At 36.2% G+C, this 16,794-nt stretch carries 12 protein-coding genes and 2 pseudogenes; 4 read left to right on the top strand and 10 right to left on the bottom strand.

The window, feature by feature from the left end; translation table 11 throughout:
* Positions 1–38 precede the first annotated feature (38 nt).
* Both tsaB and WH390_RS05890 read right to left on the bottom strand, forming a co-directional pair.
* Positions 39–734 (bottom strand): tRNA (adenosine(37)-N6)-threonylcarbamoyltransferase complex dimerization subunit type 1 TsaB, encoded by a 696-nt coding sequence (gene tsaB / locus WH390_RS05895; RefSeq protein ID WP_032115888.1) that lies wholly within the window; start codon positions 732–734, stop codon positions 39–41.
* A gap of 134 nt (positions 735–868) precedes the next feature.
* Positions 869–2,782 (bottom strand): ATP-dependent DNA helicase, encoded by a 1,914-nt coding sequence (locus WH390_RS05890; protein ID WP_032115889.1) that lies wholly within the window; start codon positions 2,780–2,782, stop codon positions 869–871.
* Between the two features lie 170 nt (positions 2,783–2,952).
* On the opposite strand from WH390_RS05890, the gene WH390_RS05885 reads away from it, so the two are divergent.
* Positions 2,953–3,303 carry a RidA family protein gene (locus WH390_RS05885; protein WP_032115890.1) on the top strand — a complete coding sequence of 117 codons (351 nt, stop codon included), beginning with the start codon at positions 2,953–2,955 and terminating at the stop codon, positions 3,301–3,303.
* Positions 3,304–3,470: 167 nt separating this feature from the next.
* On the opposite strand, the pseudogene WH390_RS05880 reads toward WH390_RS05885, so the two are convergent.
* From WH390_RS05880 to zwf, 6 genes and pseudogenes are all read right to left on the bottom strand, one after another.
* Positions 3,471–4,427 (bottom strand): annotated as a pseudogene (locus WH390_RS05880) (M10 family metallopeptidase C-terminal domain-containing protein); the annotation flags it as partial.
* Complete coding sequence (locus WH390_RS05875; protein WP_406850723.1) at positions 4,391–5,572, bottom strand: lytic polysaccharide monooxygenase; 1,182 nt, start codon at positions 5,570–5,572, stop codon at positions 4,391–4,393. The gene WH390_RS05875 and the pseudogene WH390_RS05880, both read right to left, overlap by 37 nt.
* 541 nt (positions 5,573–6,113) lie before the next feature.
* The gene (locus WH390_RS05870; RefSeq protein ID WP_032115891.1) at positions 6,114–6,560 is read right to left on the bottom strand and encodes a hypothetical protein; all 447 of its coding nucleotides are present in this window, start codon (positions 6,558–6,560) and stop codon (positions 6,114–6,116) included.
* 751 nt (positions 6,561–7,311) lie between these two features.
* The gene (gene mdtI / locus WH390_RS05865) at positions 7,312–7,644 is read right to left on the bottom strand and encodes a multidrug/spermidine efflux SMR transporter subunit MdtI (RefSeq protein ID WP_032115892.1); all 333 of its coding nucleotides are present in this window, start codon (positions 7,642–7,644) and stop codon (positions 7,312–7,314) included.
* 1 nt (position 7,645) lies between these two features.
* Positions 7,646–8,056 (bottom strand): multidrug/spermidine efflux SMR transporter subunit MdtJ, encoded by a 411-nt coding sequence (mdtJ, locus tag WH390_RS05860; protein WP_052044919.1) that lies wholly within the window; start codon positions 8,054–8,056, stop codon positions 7,646–7,648.
* A gap of 425 nt (positions 8,057–8,481) precedes the next feature.
* Positions 8,482–9,957: pseudogene (gene zwf / locus WH390_RS05855) on the bottom strand (glucose-6-phosphate dehydrogenase).
* A gap of 341 nt (positions 9,958–10,298) precedes the next feature.
* Between zwf and hexR the strand changes: the two are divergent.
* The 3 genes from hexR (at position 10,299) to WH390_RS05840 (ending at position 14,151) form a co-directional block, all read left to right on the top strand.
* Entirely contained in the window at positions 10,299–11,144 is an 846-nt protein-coding gene (hexR, locus tag WH390_RS05850; protein WP_032115893.1) for a transcriptional regulator HexR, read from the top strand.
* Between the two features lie 188 nt (positions 11,145–11,332).
* On the top strand, positions 11,333–12,775 hold the full coding sequence (gene pyk, locus WH390_RS05845; RefSeq protein ID WP_032115894.1) for a pyruvate kinase: 1,443 nt from the start codon (positions 11,333–11,335) through the stop codon (positions 12,773–12,775).
* 341 nt (positions 12,776–13,116) lie between these two features.
* Positions 13,117–14,151 (top strand): filamentous hemagglutinin N-terminal domain-containing protein, encoded by a 1,035-nt coding sequence (locus WH390_RS05840; protein WP_081932904.1) that lies wholly within the window; start codon positions 13,117–13,119, stop codon positions 14,149–14,151.
* Between the two features lie 182 nt (positions 14,152–14,333).
* Here WH390_RS05840 and lpxM read toward each other — a convergent pair whose 3' ends face one another.
* Both lpxM and mepM read right to left on the bottom strand, forming a co-directional pair.
* Positions 14,334–15,305, bottom strand: coding sequence for a lauroyl-Kdo(2)-lipid IV(A) myristoyltransferase (lpxM, locus tag WH390_RS05835; protein WP_032115896.1), 972 nt, complete (start codon positions 15,303–15,305; stop codon positions 14,334–14,336).
* A gap of 135 nt (positions 15,306–15,440) precedes the next feature.
* A complete protein-coding gene (gene mepM, locus WH390_RS05830) occupies positions 15,441–16,790 on the bottom strand; it encodes a murein DD-endopeptidase MepM (protein WP_187290959.1) in 1,350 nt (449 codons plus the stop codon).
* Positions 16,791–16,794 lie beyond the last annotated feature (4 nt).

The raw sequence follows: 16,794 nt of genomic DNA, 5'->3' as shown, positions 1-16,794 counted from the left end.
ACCACCCCTTAAAACGGCATAATAATTTTAAACAAGTATCAACGGCCGGGTAATTTTTTCCAACTAACCTCATTACGTAAATAAACCGGCTGGGCTTCTTCAGCGTCAACTGTTTTACCTTGTTGCCACTCTGGTAGAGCTAACAGCAACATATCTTGCGCATCAGGTAAAGAAATACCACTTTCCAATAAATTTAAATTTGTCGTTCTTAATATAGGATAGGCTGACCAACCTGTCCCGGCAATAGCCCATTGTCCACTTAAGCCATTTATTTTGGCTAAAAACTGCTCTGGCTTGAGTACTGCCTCACTTTCTGCACCTTGCCAAAACCCATCTGGTTTAAGTTCATAACAAGCAGAATAAATTTCGCCCATTCTGGCATCTATCGCTACCAGTACTTTTTTTGCACCTAATTGACGATAAGCGCCTTGCGCCATAGTTAACAGCGAAGAGATACCTATCATCGGTAAATTAGCCCCAAATGCCAATCCCTGAGCAATACTGACAGCAATACGAACGCCAGTAAAACTGCCTGGCCCACGTCCAAAAGCTAAAACATCGATATGTGGTAAATCCAGATGCGCATCAATAAGACACTGCTCTACCATCGGTAATATTTTTTGGGTGTGCTCCCGCGGTGAAACGGCAAATTGAGTAAAAATTTCTCCATCGCGCCATAGGGCGACAGAACACGCTTCAGTGGCGGTATCAATCGCTAATATATGGGTTGCCATATTTTAGATCCTGGCTATTTTTATGACTAAATAATTGCTAATACTAACATATTTTGTTGAATAGGAAGGTATCAATAAGAAAAAACTTATATGTTATCGCCATTATTTATTTAATTAATTAATTAATTAATTAATTAATCACTTAAAGACGTTTTTGCTAAAAAGTCAATCGCTGCTTGCAAACTGCGTGTTCTAGGCGAAGGCGGTAAACTATTTAAAAAAATTTCACCATAAGGTCGCGATACTAATCGTTTATCACAAATAATAATAACCCCTGAATCATTAACATCACGCACAAGCCGGCCAACCCCTTGCTTTAAATTAAGTACCGCATCAGGTAATTGGACATCATAAAATGCATTGCCGCCTTGGAGCTGACAATCTTGCATACGCGCTCGCAATAATGGTTCATCAGGCGACGTAAAGGGTAATCTATCGATAATGACACAAGAAAGAACATCGCCTTTAACATCAACACCTTCCCAAAAACTGCTGGTGGCTATTAATAATGCATTACCTGCTGCTGTAAATTGTGACAACAATCGCGCTTTACTGGTTTCTCCCTGCATCAAAACAGGTAAATTCAAACAATCGCGAAACATTGCTGTTAATTCACGCATCATATGAAGTGAAGTACATAAAAAGAAACAACGCCCCTGATTATGATCGATAACTGGCTTTAGCATGACAACTAATTGTTGAGTAAAGTCAGCTTGATTAATATCTGGCAAATAACGGGGCACACAAAGTAATGTTTGGCGCTGATAGTCAAATGGACTTGGTAAGATTAAATTATTGGCTTTCTCCAATCCTAGACGCTGGCTAAAATAACTTAATTTATCACTGATTGCTAAGGTAGCTGAAGTAAAAATCCAACTGCCTTTTTCAGTGGTTATCATGTCATGAAATTTATCCGCCACCGTTAATGGTGTTAATGCTAATAAAAAATGGCGGCCAAAACTTTCAAACCAATAGCTAAATCCAGGTATTGTTGTCTCTTTTAACCGATTTAAACGATTACGATAAGTCGTTGTTCGATCAAAAATAGCATCTAACGCGATAGAACGCCCCAGCGACAATTTCATCACCTCATAGCTAAATTCCAATGCATCCTCAAGACGCTGCAACACACTGCTAACCGACGGTTGATTAAGTAATTGCTGCAAATCCCCTCTAAATCCATTTTCACCTAATGCTAATCGAAAATCTAAAGTAGCCTGGCTAATGCTATCGGCACACTTTTGTAATTGTATCTGATCACGAATTTCTGTCCGATAAACGAGGGTAATATCACGTGCAAGTTCAAATAATTGACGGCTACTAAGCTGTAGGCCAAAGTATTGACTGGCAATATCGGGGATCTGATGCGCCTCATCAAAAATAACTACCTCCGCTGACGGAAGTAACTCGCCAAATCCAGTATCTTTTACCACCTTATCAGCCATAAATAGATGGTGATTGATAACCACTACATCGGCTTCTAGCGCTTTTTTGCGCGCTTTAAGTACAAAACAACGCTGATAATGTGGGCAATGACTGCCGATACAATTATCATTAGTACTGGTAACTAATGGCCAAACAGCGCTATCTTCAGCTACCTGATGACAATTACTGATATCACCATCTTCAGTTTCTATTGCCCAACTACGTAAGCGAACAATATCAGCAATCATTTCAGCGGCTAGTTGCTCTCCAGCTAATGATTGCTGCTCAAGCCGCTCCAAACACAAATAATTAGCCCGCCCTTTTAATAAAGCGACATGACCTGAATAGGCTAAAGCCGCTTTAATAATCGGTAAATCACGATAATAGAGTTGATCCTGCAAAGTTTTTGAGCCGGTTGAGATCACAACTTTTTTGTTAGAACGTAAGGCCGGCACTAAATAAGCATAAGTTTTACCCGTTCCGGTCCCTGCTTCAACCACAAGCGTCTGTTGAGATTGAATTGCCGTCGTTATGGCGCGAGCCATTTCAATTTGCGCATCACGTGGCCGAAATCCAGGGATGGCACTAACCAATGGGCCATTAATAGAAAAATCGTCTAACACTTTAGTCTCATTATTTTAATTAGCGAAAATATTTTGCTGATGGTTACACTAGCCTAGGTAATAAAAGCTCACTTAGCATTATTATATTAAATAACCTATTACCATGACAAAAAATAGATTTTAGTAGACAATATAGCCATGACTTTATATTTAAAAAATTAGGAATAACAATGTCTATTCAATATCTTGATCCAGAAAATCGCTGGTCAGAAGCTACCATATTTAACAATACCCTCTATTACACCAGCGTTCCTGAAAATCTTGAAGGTGATATTCATCAACAAACAACCAGCGCTTTGCATGCTATTGATAATATTTTAGCTCGCGTCGGTTCAAATAAAAGCCGTATCCTTGATGCGACTATCTTTCTCGCTGATAAAGCGGATCTAGCGGGCATGAACCAAGTCTGGGATAGCTGGGTTGTCGCTGGTAAAGCCCCTGTTCGCTGTACAGTACAAGCAATTTTAATGAATCCCAAATATAAAATAGAGATCAAAATTTTTGCCGCACTGGCGAATTAATAATCTTAAAGGCATTTATTAGAGCCTGCAAACCGGCTCTAATAGCTTGGTAAAAATAAATGAACAGCTTGCTCAATATAGAAATAATTCTATCTTAGCTATGTTGATAAAAAACAGAGTGAGTGAGTTGTCAATAACCTACTTTTGATCTATTCAGAAATAGGCTTTTATTGATTTAAGATAAAATCAGTGAATTTATTAACATAACCATAAATATCAATAGCAAAATCAGATATATCATCATTATTTGTATTAATTAAAAGTCTACTCCAGTGACTTACTGGATCGTAGATAATCTTCATTTCGCCTGGCTTTCTGTCAAAATCATTAACAAAATTAAGAACATGCCGCCCGCTATGGTTAGCGTATAAGATTTTATTTAAACAAGATAGATCAATTTTATCTTCTCCTGTTTGAAAATCCATGATCCTATCCGGGGCACTCGATTTTGAATCTTCAAACGACAGATAAACAAAAATATTTCTTTCTACTGGGCCAGTTCTCAACGGTGAAGAATGATCTACATATTTAAAATCTGCTTGCTGCTCACTATTTTCTGCGTCATTGGTATAATAACTGTCATAAGAAAACAAATTTGTCTGCCTAAATGTTGCATCTCTACCCCAAAGTATGTCTTGCCCTAAGCAACCATAAATAATATCTCCGCCAGCACCACCTTTAATTACATTACTGACATTATTACCAAATATAGTATCTTGCCCATAACCGCCAATCACGTTTTCAATAACCGTATTTTTTGCGATCGAGACATTCTTTATCCATCCTCCGACATTTGAAAATGAACCCGAATTTAAATTAATCAGTTGAGTTTGAGAGTAACCAGAAAAATCTAATGTATCATTCCCTCCTGCATCCCATACTGAGAATATACAACCGATACGTGGGTCACTAATTGTATACCAATCTTTATTAGTGTTGGAATTAAAGCCATAAACATCATCGCCAGTTCGTGTGAGCATATTCGCGCCATAAAGCGCTTGAACAGCCGCAATATCATCTATAAGCGGTGCTGATGCATAAGAACCATGAAAATAACCGCCAGTATTATTTTCTGGCCAATAGCTCATCACACTATACTGACGGCTATCTTCTTCATAGTTACTGTCGGTTCAGTAACAACGGGCTCGTCAGGTTGATTAGTTCCTGTCGCTGTTGGCTGAGTCGTTGCTGTTTCAGTTGGTTGGCTAACAACCGGTTTCGTCGGCTGGTTAGTGGCCGTTACTATCAGTTCGGTAACAACGGGCTCGCCAGGTTGATTAGTTCCTGTCGCTGTTGGCTGAGTCGTTGCTGTTTCAGTTGGTTGGCTAACAACCGGTTTCGTCGGCTGGTTAGTGGCCGTTACTGTCGGTTCGGTAACAACGGGCTCGCCAGGTTGATTAGTTCCTGTCACTGTCGGCTGAGTTGTTGCTGTTTCAGTTGGTTGGCTAACAACCGGTTTCGTCGGCTGGCTAGTGGCCGTTACTGTCGGTTCGGTAACAACGGGCTCGCCAGGTTGATTAGTTCCTGTCACTGTCGGCTGAGTTGTTGCTGTTTCAGTTGGTTGGCTAACAACCGGTTTCGTCGGCTGGCTAGTGGCCGTTACTGTCGGTTCGGTAACAACGGGCTCACCAGGTTGATTAGTTCCTGTCGCTGTTGATTCTGTGATAACCGGTTCGGTAGGTTGTTTGTTATCATTATCAGAAAAAACCACATCTGCCACTTGATAAAAACTATTGCTGGTATCAGCAATCTGCCAAACGCCATAAATTACATGATAACCGGTACGATCTTCAGGTACTTTGCAAGTCATAGTAACGTCTGATTTTGGTATTGCTCCATAATCGTATTGGGAGCAGAAAGGTTCTAAATCAAATGACAAACGTTCTAAAGGTACGCTACTATTCCAACCATTTTTAGTGATATAATAACGCCAGTTTGCTGTACTATGTCGAGCGGTAAGATGCCATAAAAAATCATTGTTTCCTACTTGCATTTCAGTTTTATGCCATCTATCTTTACCCGCTTCGTCTAATTTACTAAATCTTGCAATACCCCCACTAGCTAATTTACCATCCTTAGGGAAATCCTCGTTGTCAGGAAATCCGGTGCGTTGTTCTACACTTTGCGGTTCATATTTTATATCACCACAATTTTCATTTAATGCTTTTATTTCGTTTTTTTTCTTTACGCATTTATATGCCCGGCTTGCAGGGGATTTTATATATCCATGAGCCAATAGATTTGAAGATACAGTTAATATCAAGAACATTATAATAAATTTTTTTAATTTCATAGGTTTTTCCTATTTAAACATTAAATTAGTTAAATATATTAAATAATAATTTTTTCAAAATTATTATTTACTAATATATTGCCTTTAAAGTTTCAAAAGAAATCCCTATAAAACACACAGCTATAAAATATTAATCTATAATAAAAATTCTATTATGGATTTTTATTTAATTTATAGAAGAAAATTTTTCCATTTAATTACATTATAGACTAATTATTTAAATCCTGATCATTAATATTATTTTTCCTAATTAAACAGTTACTATTACTCAATTTATTACTAGGTGATTGTTATTAGCGTGATAATTAGCTGGTTGATGGCATAATTAATTTATTGCATTAAATTAATTTAAACCATCTGCTGATATAATTAGTAAAATTGACAAGCTACATAAAATAAATCCTGGCCATTATAATAGCATTATACTTTATGGCCAGGACTAATTATTATGCCAATTGGTTTTTTATATTGTTATAACATTGAATATACTTATTTCATTAAAAAAAAATTATCTGTTTTAACACGCTGTTATTGTCATTAAAAAATCCCAGGTAGGATCTTCATCGCTACCTTCAAACAGTGGAGCTAAATCAAGTTTAAGTCCACTATCAGTATCGTATTTGAAATCAATAATTTCAACTTTACCGGTGTTTTTATTTTTTGCAGAGGTATAGCTGCCAGTAATTAAGTTATTACCATTAGGATTATATTGTGTACTAATAGCAAAATCGAAAGATGCAGATTCTCCGTCCTCAATACTAAACAGTTTAATTTTGATTGGACCGTTATCTTTTTTGGGCTGGGCGAGGAAATCATGTCCAGGTTTATCACTGCCATCTCTCTGTATTTTTACGTTAAATCCTTGCCAAATATTTAAGGCATTATCATAAACTGCCATACCTACATTATAGTGTTTAAAATTATTATTGCTATATTCTTTTACTTGCGTATATATTTTTTCCATCTTTAATATCCTATTATTCATTCATTATTAATTTTATATGTAAGTTACAGAGTAATTTAAATCGTTTATGATATTCAATTTCATTATTTAAATCACATATTAATTATATTATAAATAAAAAGTTATAAAACATATTATTGCTTATATTTTTGGAATATAAATAAAGAAAAATATCAGCCTCATTTATAAAAAATTTTAAAATGAAGCTAAATATTATAATAAAATCCCATTATTATTTTTTATAAATATTGAAATATAATCCTACAGTTAAGCATTTGGAATTAGATATAATGCTAAATATAAGTCATATATCATATTGAAATAATAGTAATTACTGTCACTAGCTATTATCATATTAAAAAAAGGTTTGTTACTAAATAGGTAGAATAAACAACATTTAAATTTGACATCTGCTGAAACATAGAAAAATATTTAGCTTAAAAAATTGGGAATAAATAATTAAAAATTATTATATCGCTAAACAATTCAAATTTTAACGATGCAATTAATATCTGACAGAACAGAAAATAGTCTATTAAATCTGCATAAATAATCGGCCTGCTGTTATCCTCTCGTAACTATACGCCAACACTGAGTGTTAGCTATATGGCATGAATTAATACAAATAACCCCTCATGGATGGGGTTATTTATGGTTAAAAAAGGGTCGATACATCGAGCGCGGTAAAAATAAATCCTTTATTCTATTAGCCATTACTAATCAGTGTTATGTCCTAGCAGCTGAAATACAATTATGCCAGTTTGATAACGACCATCCCGGTAATCAATAAAATAATACCGCCCCAACCTTTATAATTTAGCCGTTGATTAAACAAAATCCAACCGGCGGCAACCGTGGCTACAACACCAAAAGCCCCCCAAAGTGCATAAGCAATCGAAAGCTCAATACCTTTCACCGCTACAGCTAATGCACTAAAAGCACCTAAAACGGCAATTAAAGATAATAAACCTATCCACAGTCGCTTAAATCCATTTGATAACTTTAAAAAAATATTAGCCACTATTTCTAAAATAACGGCCAGAAATAGAAAGGCACCATGCCACCATTGATATTCCGCTAACATATTATGCCTCCTTAACAACTTTAGTCATTTTATTTAATGGCCTTTTTGGCGTAATTTTTTTTCCCTGTTTTATCGAATGTAGTGTGCTAGTTTTTTTAGTACCCGATTTTATTAGCGCTATACCCACAATAAGTAACGCTAATCCAATAAGTTTCATTGGTGGTAATGATTCATTAAATAACAAAACACTAAATGCTGTTATAAAAATTACCCCAATACCTTCCCAGAGAGCATAAGCTACTCCAAGAGCAACTTTTTTTACTGCCATTGCCAATAATATATAAGATGAAGCAATCATAAAATACATTACCAATAAGCCAGTTATATCACCGCTGACGCTAGAATACTTCATTGATAAAGTACCAATGACCTCTGTGACAATCGCTGATGCTAAAAATATCCAATAAATCATTATATTCTCCTGTTATTGGCAATCATCAAAGCAATAGATAAATACCTAACTTGGTAATAACTAAGTGATGATTTAAATTAAAAGCCCATTTACGGTAAAACCGATTAGCAACAGGAGACGCTACAATGCACCACACCAGTGATGTTCACTAGAAATAATAGATATTTTTGATAAGAAAAGATGATAGCTACTACGTTGATTTTTGACGCTTTTGGCGCTAGACATGATATTTTATTCATGCATCACACGGCCAATCCGTATGATATACTATGAATCCTCACTATTGATAGAATAAATACAAAGCTATTTATATCATAGCCATTGTATTTACTCAAATAATTATAATAAATTCCAGCTAAAATGCAAAAAGCTACCAAAATAAGGGTAATAAACCTGAACACATTACCCTATTACGTAGACAAAAACTATTCGAACTCATTCCATGAACGACCATCTTTGGCGATCATCACATCAGATTCGTCAGCTCCCCATGTACCCGCCTGATAAAGTTTAGGTGGCTGATCATCCTTTGCCCAAGCGTCCATAATAGAATCCACCCATTTCCAAGCTTCTTCTACTTCATCCCGACGGACAAACAGAGCTTGAATGCCACGCATAGCTTCTAGTAATAAACGTTCATATGCATCAGCCAAATGGATTTGATTAAATGTTTCAGAAAAACTCAGATCTAATTTTGTCGTCTGTAAATGATGTTTATGCTCAAGGCCCGGAGCTTTGTTTAAAATTTCAATATCAATTCCTTCATCAGGTTGTAATCGAATAGTTAATTTATTTTGTGGTAGATCCTGATAAGAATCAGAAAAAATATTTAACGCCGGTTTTTTAAAATAAACCACCACTTCAGAACATTTTGCCGCTAATCGTTTGCCAGTTCTTAAATAAAATGGCACGCCAGCCCAACGCCAATCATCAATGTCAACTCGAATTGCTACAAAAGTTTCCGTTTTACTGGATTTATTTGCCCCTTCTTCCGCAAGATAGCCAGCCACTTTTTTGCCTTGAATAGAGCCTGATGTATATTGACCTCGGACAGTTTTTTCACGTATATTACGATAATCAATCCGACGTAATGAGCGCAATACTTTAACTTTCTCATCTCGTATGAGATCTGCAGTTAAATCCGCAGGCGGTGACATGGCAATCATAGTCAAGATCTGTAATTAATGATTTTGGATCATATCACGCATCTGCCCAGCTTGATCAAAGTAACCCCAGCGTCCTTCGATACCAACCTCTTCAGCAACTGTGATCTGTACATGATCAATCGTTCGATAATCCCAATTATTAATAAATAAAGAGTTGGCGAAACGTAAAGCTAATAAATTGAGTACTGTTTCTTTACCTAAATAGTGATCAATACGATAAATCTGGCTCTCTTTAAAATACTTAGCAACCTCATTATTTATATCTTGAGAAGAGGCAAGATCACTGCCTAATGGTTTTTCCATAACAACCCGGTTGGGCTTTTTATTGAGGCCAGCATGGCCTAAGCCATGGCAAACCGCACCAAAAGTCGTTGGTGGCATAGCAAAATAATATATAGCGGGTTTACTATCACCCTCAAGATATTTTGCTAGTGAATTAAATTTGTTCAGATCCTGAACATCTAAATTGAAAAAATCAAGGCGCTTACTTAATTTTTGCCATAAACTGGGCTCGATTTTCTCATTTAGGAAAGTCTCTAACGCATCTTTAGTTTCTTTTATATAGGCGGCAGCATCCCATTCAGCCCGACCAATCCCTATAATACGCGTATCAGGATGGATATAGCCCGTTTTTTCCAATTGATAAAGGGAAGGCAATAATTTGCGGCGAGCCAAATCTCCTTTTGCGCCGAAAATAATTAAATTACATGCCTGAACAGCTTTATTAATTGCCATGATATGGGATTCTCCTTAAAGACCAATTCTATAGTGCTATGATAGCTTCAATCGAGAAAATAAATGTACCTTTTTGACTCGACCAGGTAAACAAAGCCACGATATTTTATTTTGCTCAAAAAATAATTCGCAACAAATTTGATTAGTTATATATAAATTTTAATTCTTCATATTTATTAAACTAAAATGCAAAGTAAATTAGACACCCGTCATATTTTTAATAAAAATTCAGTTAATAACTTCCTTTTTTTCATTACTGACCAAACAGCGCGTAGTATATTTTGACTTAAGTAACAAGATTCCCCCTTTGGCAATATTAGTAAAACGGGTAGCTTTTCAGTATGAACACATTAGAACAAATAAATAATAACTTTGAGTATTTCAGTAAATCAGAAAAAAAAGTTGCCAATTCAATCCTTGATAGCCTGCAAAAAGCGATTCACCTTTGTATTGCAAGCCTAGCTAAATTGGCTAATGTGAGCGAACCCCCTGTAAATCGTTTTTGCTGTAGAATAGATACCAAGGGTTTTCCTGATTTTCAATTACGATTAGCGCAAAACCTCGTCAATGGAGCATCCTATGTTAATCGTTTGGTTGATCAAGATAATACTGTCAGTTGCCATACGCAAAAAGTTTTTGATTCCGCCATCCCGCAATTAGGTATTGTAAAAGATAACCTAAATACCACAAACATTAATCGTGCTATCGATCTATTAACCCAAGCAAACAAGATCGCTTTCTTTGGTTTAGCTGCCTCAGCAGCAGTTACCCATGGAGCTATGAGTAAATTTTTTCGTTTTTATATCCCAGTGCTCTATTTCGTTGATGTCATGATGCAACACATATATTGTATTAACTATCGCTATGGTAACGTTGTGATTTGCATTTTGCCTACTGGGCGCACGCAAAACTTGGTTGAACAAGCTAAAGTTGCTAAAGCCAATGATGCTATAATCATTACTATTACTACCGCTAATTCCTCTCTGGCACAAATCGCTTCCTTATCTATCGCGATTACTGTACCTGAATATACCAATATTTACATGCCGATGGTATCACCACTAGCACAGTTGACATTAATAGATGTGCTAGCAACTGGCTTTATTTTACGTCGAGGGCAAAATTTTAGAGATAACTTAAAGCGCGTAAAAGATATATTACATGATGTATATCCTGATAAACTCTAGTGCTATTTACCTTTAGCAAACAGATCAATATCAGCAAACTATAGATCCGTTCGTTTTACTGCAAAAAATATTCTCTCTAGCTAAGGCATTTAAATGATACAACAGCACACTTTAATAAAGGAATTAATTTCATTTCTATGTAATAACCTATCAACCAACACCAATTTTAATAAGTAACGGAGTCATAAATGTCGAGACGACTTAGAAGAACGAAAATTGTTACTACTCTCGGTCCCGCGACTGATCGTGATAATAACCTGGAAAAAGTGATTAAAGCCGGCGCAAACGTTGTTCGTCTAAACTTTTCTCATGGCTCAGCAGAAGATCACTTACAACGGGCAACAAAAGTACGTGAACTTGCGAAATCATTAGCACAACATGTCGCTATTCTTGGTGATCTACAAGGACCTAAAATTCGCGTTTCAACATTTAAAGAAGGAAAAATTTTCCTTCATATTGGCGATAAGTTTATCTTAGATGCCAATTTAGCCAAAGGTGAAGGTAATCAAGAAAAAGTCGGCATTGACTATCAAGGTTTACCCAATGATGTGGCATCAGGTGATATTCTGTTACTCGATGATGGACGAGTTCAATTAAAAGTACTTACGGTAAAAGATCAGCAAATTCTTACTGAAGTAACTGTTGGCGGACAACTATCAAACAACAAAGGGATCAATAAGCTTGGTGGTGGTCTATCCGCAGAAGCACTAACAGATAAAGACAAAGCCGATATCTTGCTCGCGGCTCAGATCGGTGTCGATTTTTTAGCAGTTTCTTTCCCCCGCTCAGCAGAAGATCTAAATTATGCCCGACGCCTGGCGCGTGAAGCGGGTTGTAATTGTCAAATTGTCGCTAAGGTAGAGCGAGCTGAAGCGGTTGCCAATGACAAAGTTATTGACGAAATTATTTTAGCCTCAGATGTGGTCATGGTTGCTCGAGGTGATCTAGGTGTTGAGATTGGCGACCCTGAGCTGGTCGGCGTACAAAAAAAACTAATACGCCGGGCACGCCAACTAAACCGTATTGCCATCACTGCCACCCAAATGATGGAATCGATGATCACTAATCCGATGCCTACCCGAGCTGAAGTAATGGACGTTGCTAATGCTGTGCTGGATGGCACTGACGCCGTTATGTTATCAGCCGAGACAGCAGCAGGCCAATATCCTGCTGAAACCGTTGAAGCCATGGCTCAGGTTTGCCTTGGAGCAGAAAAGATGGCTGGCATAAATATTGCCAAACATCACCTCGATGATATATTTGACAGCGTTGAAGAAGCGATTTCGATGTCAGCTATGTATGCCGCCAATCACTTAAAAGGAGTAAAAGCGATTATTGCCATGACAGAATCAGGCCGTACCGCTTGTATGATGTCTCGGATCAGTTCAGGTTTACCAATATTTTCTATCTCATATCATGAAAAGACATTAAATCAGTGTGCTCTATACCGTGGCGTAACCCCGATTTATTGTAATAAAGAGACTAATACGATTAATGCTGTTAAATATGCCATTCAATGCCTGCTGGAAAAAAATTATATTGAGCCAGCTGATTTAGTCTTAGTCACCCAGGGCGATCAAATGTGTCAGATTGGTAGTACCAATACCTGCCGAATATTAAAAGTCGAATAATTTCACATCATAAATACATTTAACCCCGTTATATACACGGGGTTTTTAATTACCTAAAATATTACTATCATTTTTTACCGCTTTTTTTTATGACCCAGTCATTATTCTTTCTAATAAATGAATTAGAAAAAAATAATATAAATTAATTGAATATTAAATTAATTAAACTAATAAAATTTAGATTTTAATTGACAAAATATCTGACTTTTTTTACTTTTCTTCCCACTAAAGAAAAAGAGATTCTTTAGCATTTATTTATTAAAGGGATTTGATATGCATAAAAAAATAATTTCAGCTACTGTTTATTAGCTCTTAGTTTATTATCAGCACCAACATTAGCAATTAATCAAGGAATAAAATATAACGGAATAATAATTGATTCTACAATAGAAAAAAACAAATTAAATAAGTTTACAATATCTAATCAAGGTGAAGTTAATATCGACATTAAAGCACCTGATAATAATGGTATATCATATAATCAATATCGGCGATTTAATACTAATAAAGGCGTAACAGTACAACTTAATAACGATGCAAATCAAAATAAAAATATGCTTGCTCAAGGCACACAATCAGCAAAATTAATTATTAATCAAATTAATTCTAGCGAAAAAACAAATTTACATGGTTTGCTAAATATAAAAGGATCTCCAGCAAAAGTTATTATTGCCAATCCTAATGGTATTACCTGCGATGACTGTCAGTTTAGCAATACAACCGGAGTTGATTTGGTTGCTGGCAAAATGAATTATACCAATAACACAATAAACTACCAGACTGATAAAGGAAAAATAATTTTTACTGGTTTAGGAATATGGGGGAATGGAGGTTCGTCAATAAATGAAAAGAACAAATTTTTATCGAACCTCGCTGTATACGCAGGTAAAGTGCGCTTTAATAATGGCGCCAAAGTTAATGTCGCTAAGCAATATTATACTATTGGCAATGTTGAAACTGAAATCGATGCTTGTCATTATGGTAATAGAAAAATTTTAGGATTGGCAGAAGAGAAAACAACATTTTCACTTGCAAAAAATAGCCAAATTTACGCGAATCAACTAAGGATTTTTACGAGTAAAGGCACATATTTAAATAATAAAGGTACGATTGCCGTTGCTGCTAATAAGTGGGATATAGGTAATATGTCGATTAAAGCAGAACGTATCTCTAATAAACATACAATTGCAGCTTATGGCGCTATTGAAGATGATGAATATACTATTCCATCTACAATAAACATTACCACTAAACATTTAATTAACCACCAGGATTCAGGCATTGAAGCATCCGAAGGTAGCGTCACACTCGAGACTTATAAAGGAAACGGTTATTTTAATAAAAATATAAAACAATATTTTCATAAAGTTAATTAATTAGTTAGTTACTTAGCCATAATTTAACTGACTGATAAAATATCTAATAGTTTTTATTAATACGCCTTATTTCATCAAAAATATTATTTTTTTATTACATTTACTCAGGGATATCAAAATATATTATATCTAGTTTTATTGCTATCTTGCACCGCTTGATTTGCTATCAAGCGGTATTTTTATTAATAAAGATCATCGCGGCAATAAGGCTCTATCTCTCCGGCTTTGCGCGTTTTTAATAATTTTAATATCCAGGTATATTGTGCCAGATAGGGTTTAACTAAATATTCCAATTCTTCGTTCATGCGCCTGGCAATATAGTGATTACTTTGCCCAGCAATATCAGCCATTGGCTCACGAATATAGATATGTAATTGGTGAGTTTTATAGTCATAAACCGGAAATAATGGCACAATCTCCGCTTTACAAACCTTCATCAACCGCCCTAGTGCCGGTAAGGTTGCTTTATAGGTTGCAAAAAAATCAACAAACTCACTATGTTCTTCACCATGATCTTGATCTGGTAAATAAAATCCCCAATAACCTTGCCTGACACTAGTAATAAAAGGTTTAATGCCCGCTTCACGAGAATGTAAACGACCACCAAAATGATGACGCGCTTTGTTCCATAAATAATCAGCCACAGGATCCTTTTGATGATGAAACATGGCTGCCATTTTTTGGCCTCGAGCCGCTAATAACATGGCTGGAATATCAACCGCCCAACCATGAGGTACCATAAAAATAATATTACGCTGTTGCTCTTTTAATTGTTCAATAATTTGTTCATTATGCCAATGAGTTCGTGCTAAAGTTTTATCTACGCCGCGTAAAACTAATTCGGCTAATATTGCAAAAGATTGCGGTGCTACAGCAAACATTTCATCAACATATTTCTCTCTTTGCTGCTCTGTCAATTCTGGAAAACAATAAAGCAAATTAATTTTTGCCCGCCTACGCGAGCCTTTTGCTAACTTACCAATTAACTTACCCATTTTTGCCAGTAACAGATCGCGTAACTTAATAGGCAAATAAGCTGTTCCAGCTAATAGCAATGCACCAACCCACATCCCCCAATATCTGGGATGTAGATAAATACGATGAAAGGTAGGAATATAACCAAGTTTACTATCTGTATCCTGTTCTTTATTCATTAGTACACTCAAATACAACGTATAAAAATCTAAAATCTGAGATACATTATAATATTAACCTTATGATTTACAGAAAATAATTATGGCAGTAAATAAAATGCTAGTTCACAACCTAATTAGCTAACAAAAATCATATTAATCGCTTGCCAGCTTCGATTTATTCTCTTTAACGGATGCCAGAAAGAGTTGGCGATCTTTACCTGTTAATCCACCTGAGTGAGGTAAATTAGCTGTTAATGGGTTAACTGCGCGCTGATTAAACCATAACTCATAATGAAGATGAGGGCCGGTAGTACGTCCAGTATTACCTGATAATGCTATGCGTTCACCTCTTTTTACTTTCTGACCTGGTTTAACCAATAATTTACGTAGATGCATATAACGAGTGGTATACTGCCGCCCGTGACGAATAGCAATAAAATTACCGGCCGCTCCACTATATTTCGCCACAATAACTTCACCATCACCAACCGCTAATATTGGTGTCCCGACGGGCATAGAAAAATCAACTCCCTGATGAGGAGCTGGACGCCCTGTTACCGGATTTACACGACGCAAACTAAAAGGAGAAGAGACTCTAAAGGTTTTGGCTGTAGGATAACGTAAGAAACCGCGCTCTAAGCCATTAGCTTCACTATCATAATAGCGACCATTTTCAGCTCGAAAGGCATAGTAATTCTTACCATTAGTTAATAAATGAACCCCCAACAAACGACTCTGTTCACTGTGACCATCAAGCATTTCACGACTTAACAAGACCGAAAATTTATCACCTGACTTTAGCTTACGCAAATCGATCTGCCATTGTAGTGCTTTAGACACTTCACGTGCTTCGTTATATGTTAAGCCCGAATTAACTGCACTAGAGGTAAAATTACCGTTTATTTTACCTTGGATAACCTTATCAGCCCAAACACCTTGACGAATTTGCTTCTCTTCATTAAAAGTGCTAGAGGCACCTTGACGAGTATAAACACGTGTTTCACGCTGTGAAATAATCCATGTCAGTGTCTGTAATTCTCCATCTTTATTCAATTCCCAGCTTAACGTTTGCCCTATTTGCAAATTCCGTAAAGCTCGGTGTTGATTAGAAAGAGCGGCCACATCACCAGCATCTAAACCATACTGAGTTAAAATACTAGTCAGATTATCACCGCTTGAAACAACATGTTCATCAGGTGTATCAGCTCCCTTTTCATCAGTTACCCCTTCATCAGGTAACTGTTCGCTGCTATCGGTGATAATATCATCAGTATCCGAGTTATCTACTTGGCTGGTATTAGTTTCACTTTTATCTTTACTACCAAGAATAATACCTGGTTTTATTGGCGATGATTCTTGAGAAATATTTTCATCTTTATCATCGGGTTGAATAACAACAGGCCGCCAAATTGCGACAGCCAATGTTGCTATGGTTAATGTGCCTAGCATAATTTTATGCGGTTTAGGCAAATTGCCATATACCTGAACGATAGTCTTCGCCATCTGC

Source organism: Candidatus Arsenophonus nilaparvatae (assembly GCF_045346035.1).
Taxonomy (GTDB): domain Bacteria; phylum Pseudomonadota; class Gammaproteobacteria; order Enterobacterales; family Enterobacteriaceae; genus Arsenophonus; species Arsenophonus nilaparvatae.
This window is presented reverse-complemented; position numbering and strand designations above follow the sequence as displayed.

Coding starts and splice junctions, on each gene's coding strand:
- hexR (WP_032115893.1), top strand. CDS start 10,299: ATGAACACATTAGAACAAATAAATAATAACTTTGAGTATTTCAGTAAA.
- WH390_RS05885 (WP_032115890.1), top strand. CDS start 2,953: ATGTCTATTCAATATCTTGATCCAGAAAATCGCTGGTCAGAAGCTACC.
- pyk (WP_032115894.1), top strand. CDS start 11,333: ATGTCGAGACGACTTAGAAGAACGAAAATTGTTACTACTCTCGGTCCC.
- mdtJ (WP_052044919.1), bottom strand. CDS start 8,056: ATGATTTATTGGATATTTTTAGCATCAGCGATTGTCACAGAGGTCATT.
- mdtI (WP_032115892.1), bottom strand. CDS start 7,644: ATGTTAGCGGAATATCAATGGTGGCATGGTGCCTTTCTATTTCTGGCC.
- WH390_RS05870 (WP_032115891.1), bottom strand. CDS start 6,560: ATGGAAAAAATATATACGCAAGTAAAAGAATATAGCAATAATAATTTT.
- WH390_RS05875 (WP_406850723.1), bottom strand. CDS start 5,572: ATGTTCTTGATATTAACTGTATCTTCAAATCTATTGGCTCATGGATAT.
- mepM (WP_187290959.1), bottom strand. CDS start 16,790: ATGGCGAAGACTATCGTTCAGGTATATGGCAATTTGCCTAAACCGCAT.
- tsaB (WP_032115888.1), bottom strand. CDS start 734: ATGGCAACCCATATATTAGCGATTGATACCGCCACTGAAGCGTGTTCT.
- lpxM (WP_032115896.1), bottom strand. CDS start 15,305: ATGAATAAAGAACAGGATACAGATAGTAAACTTGGTTATATTCCTACC.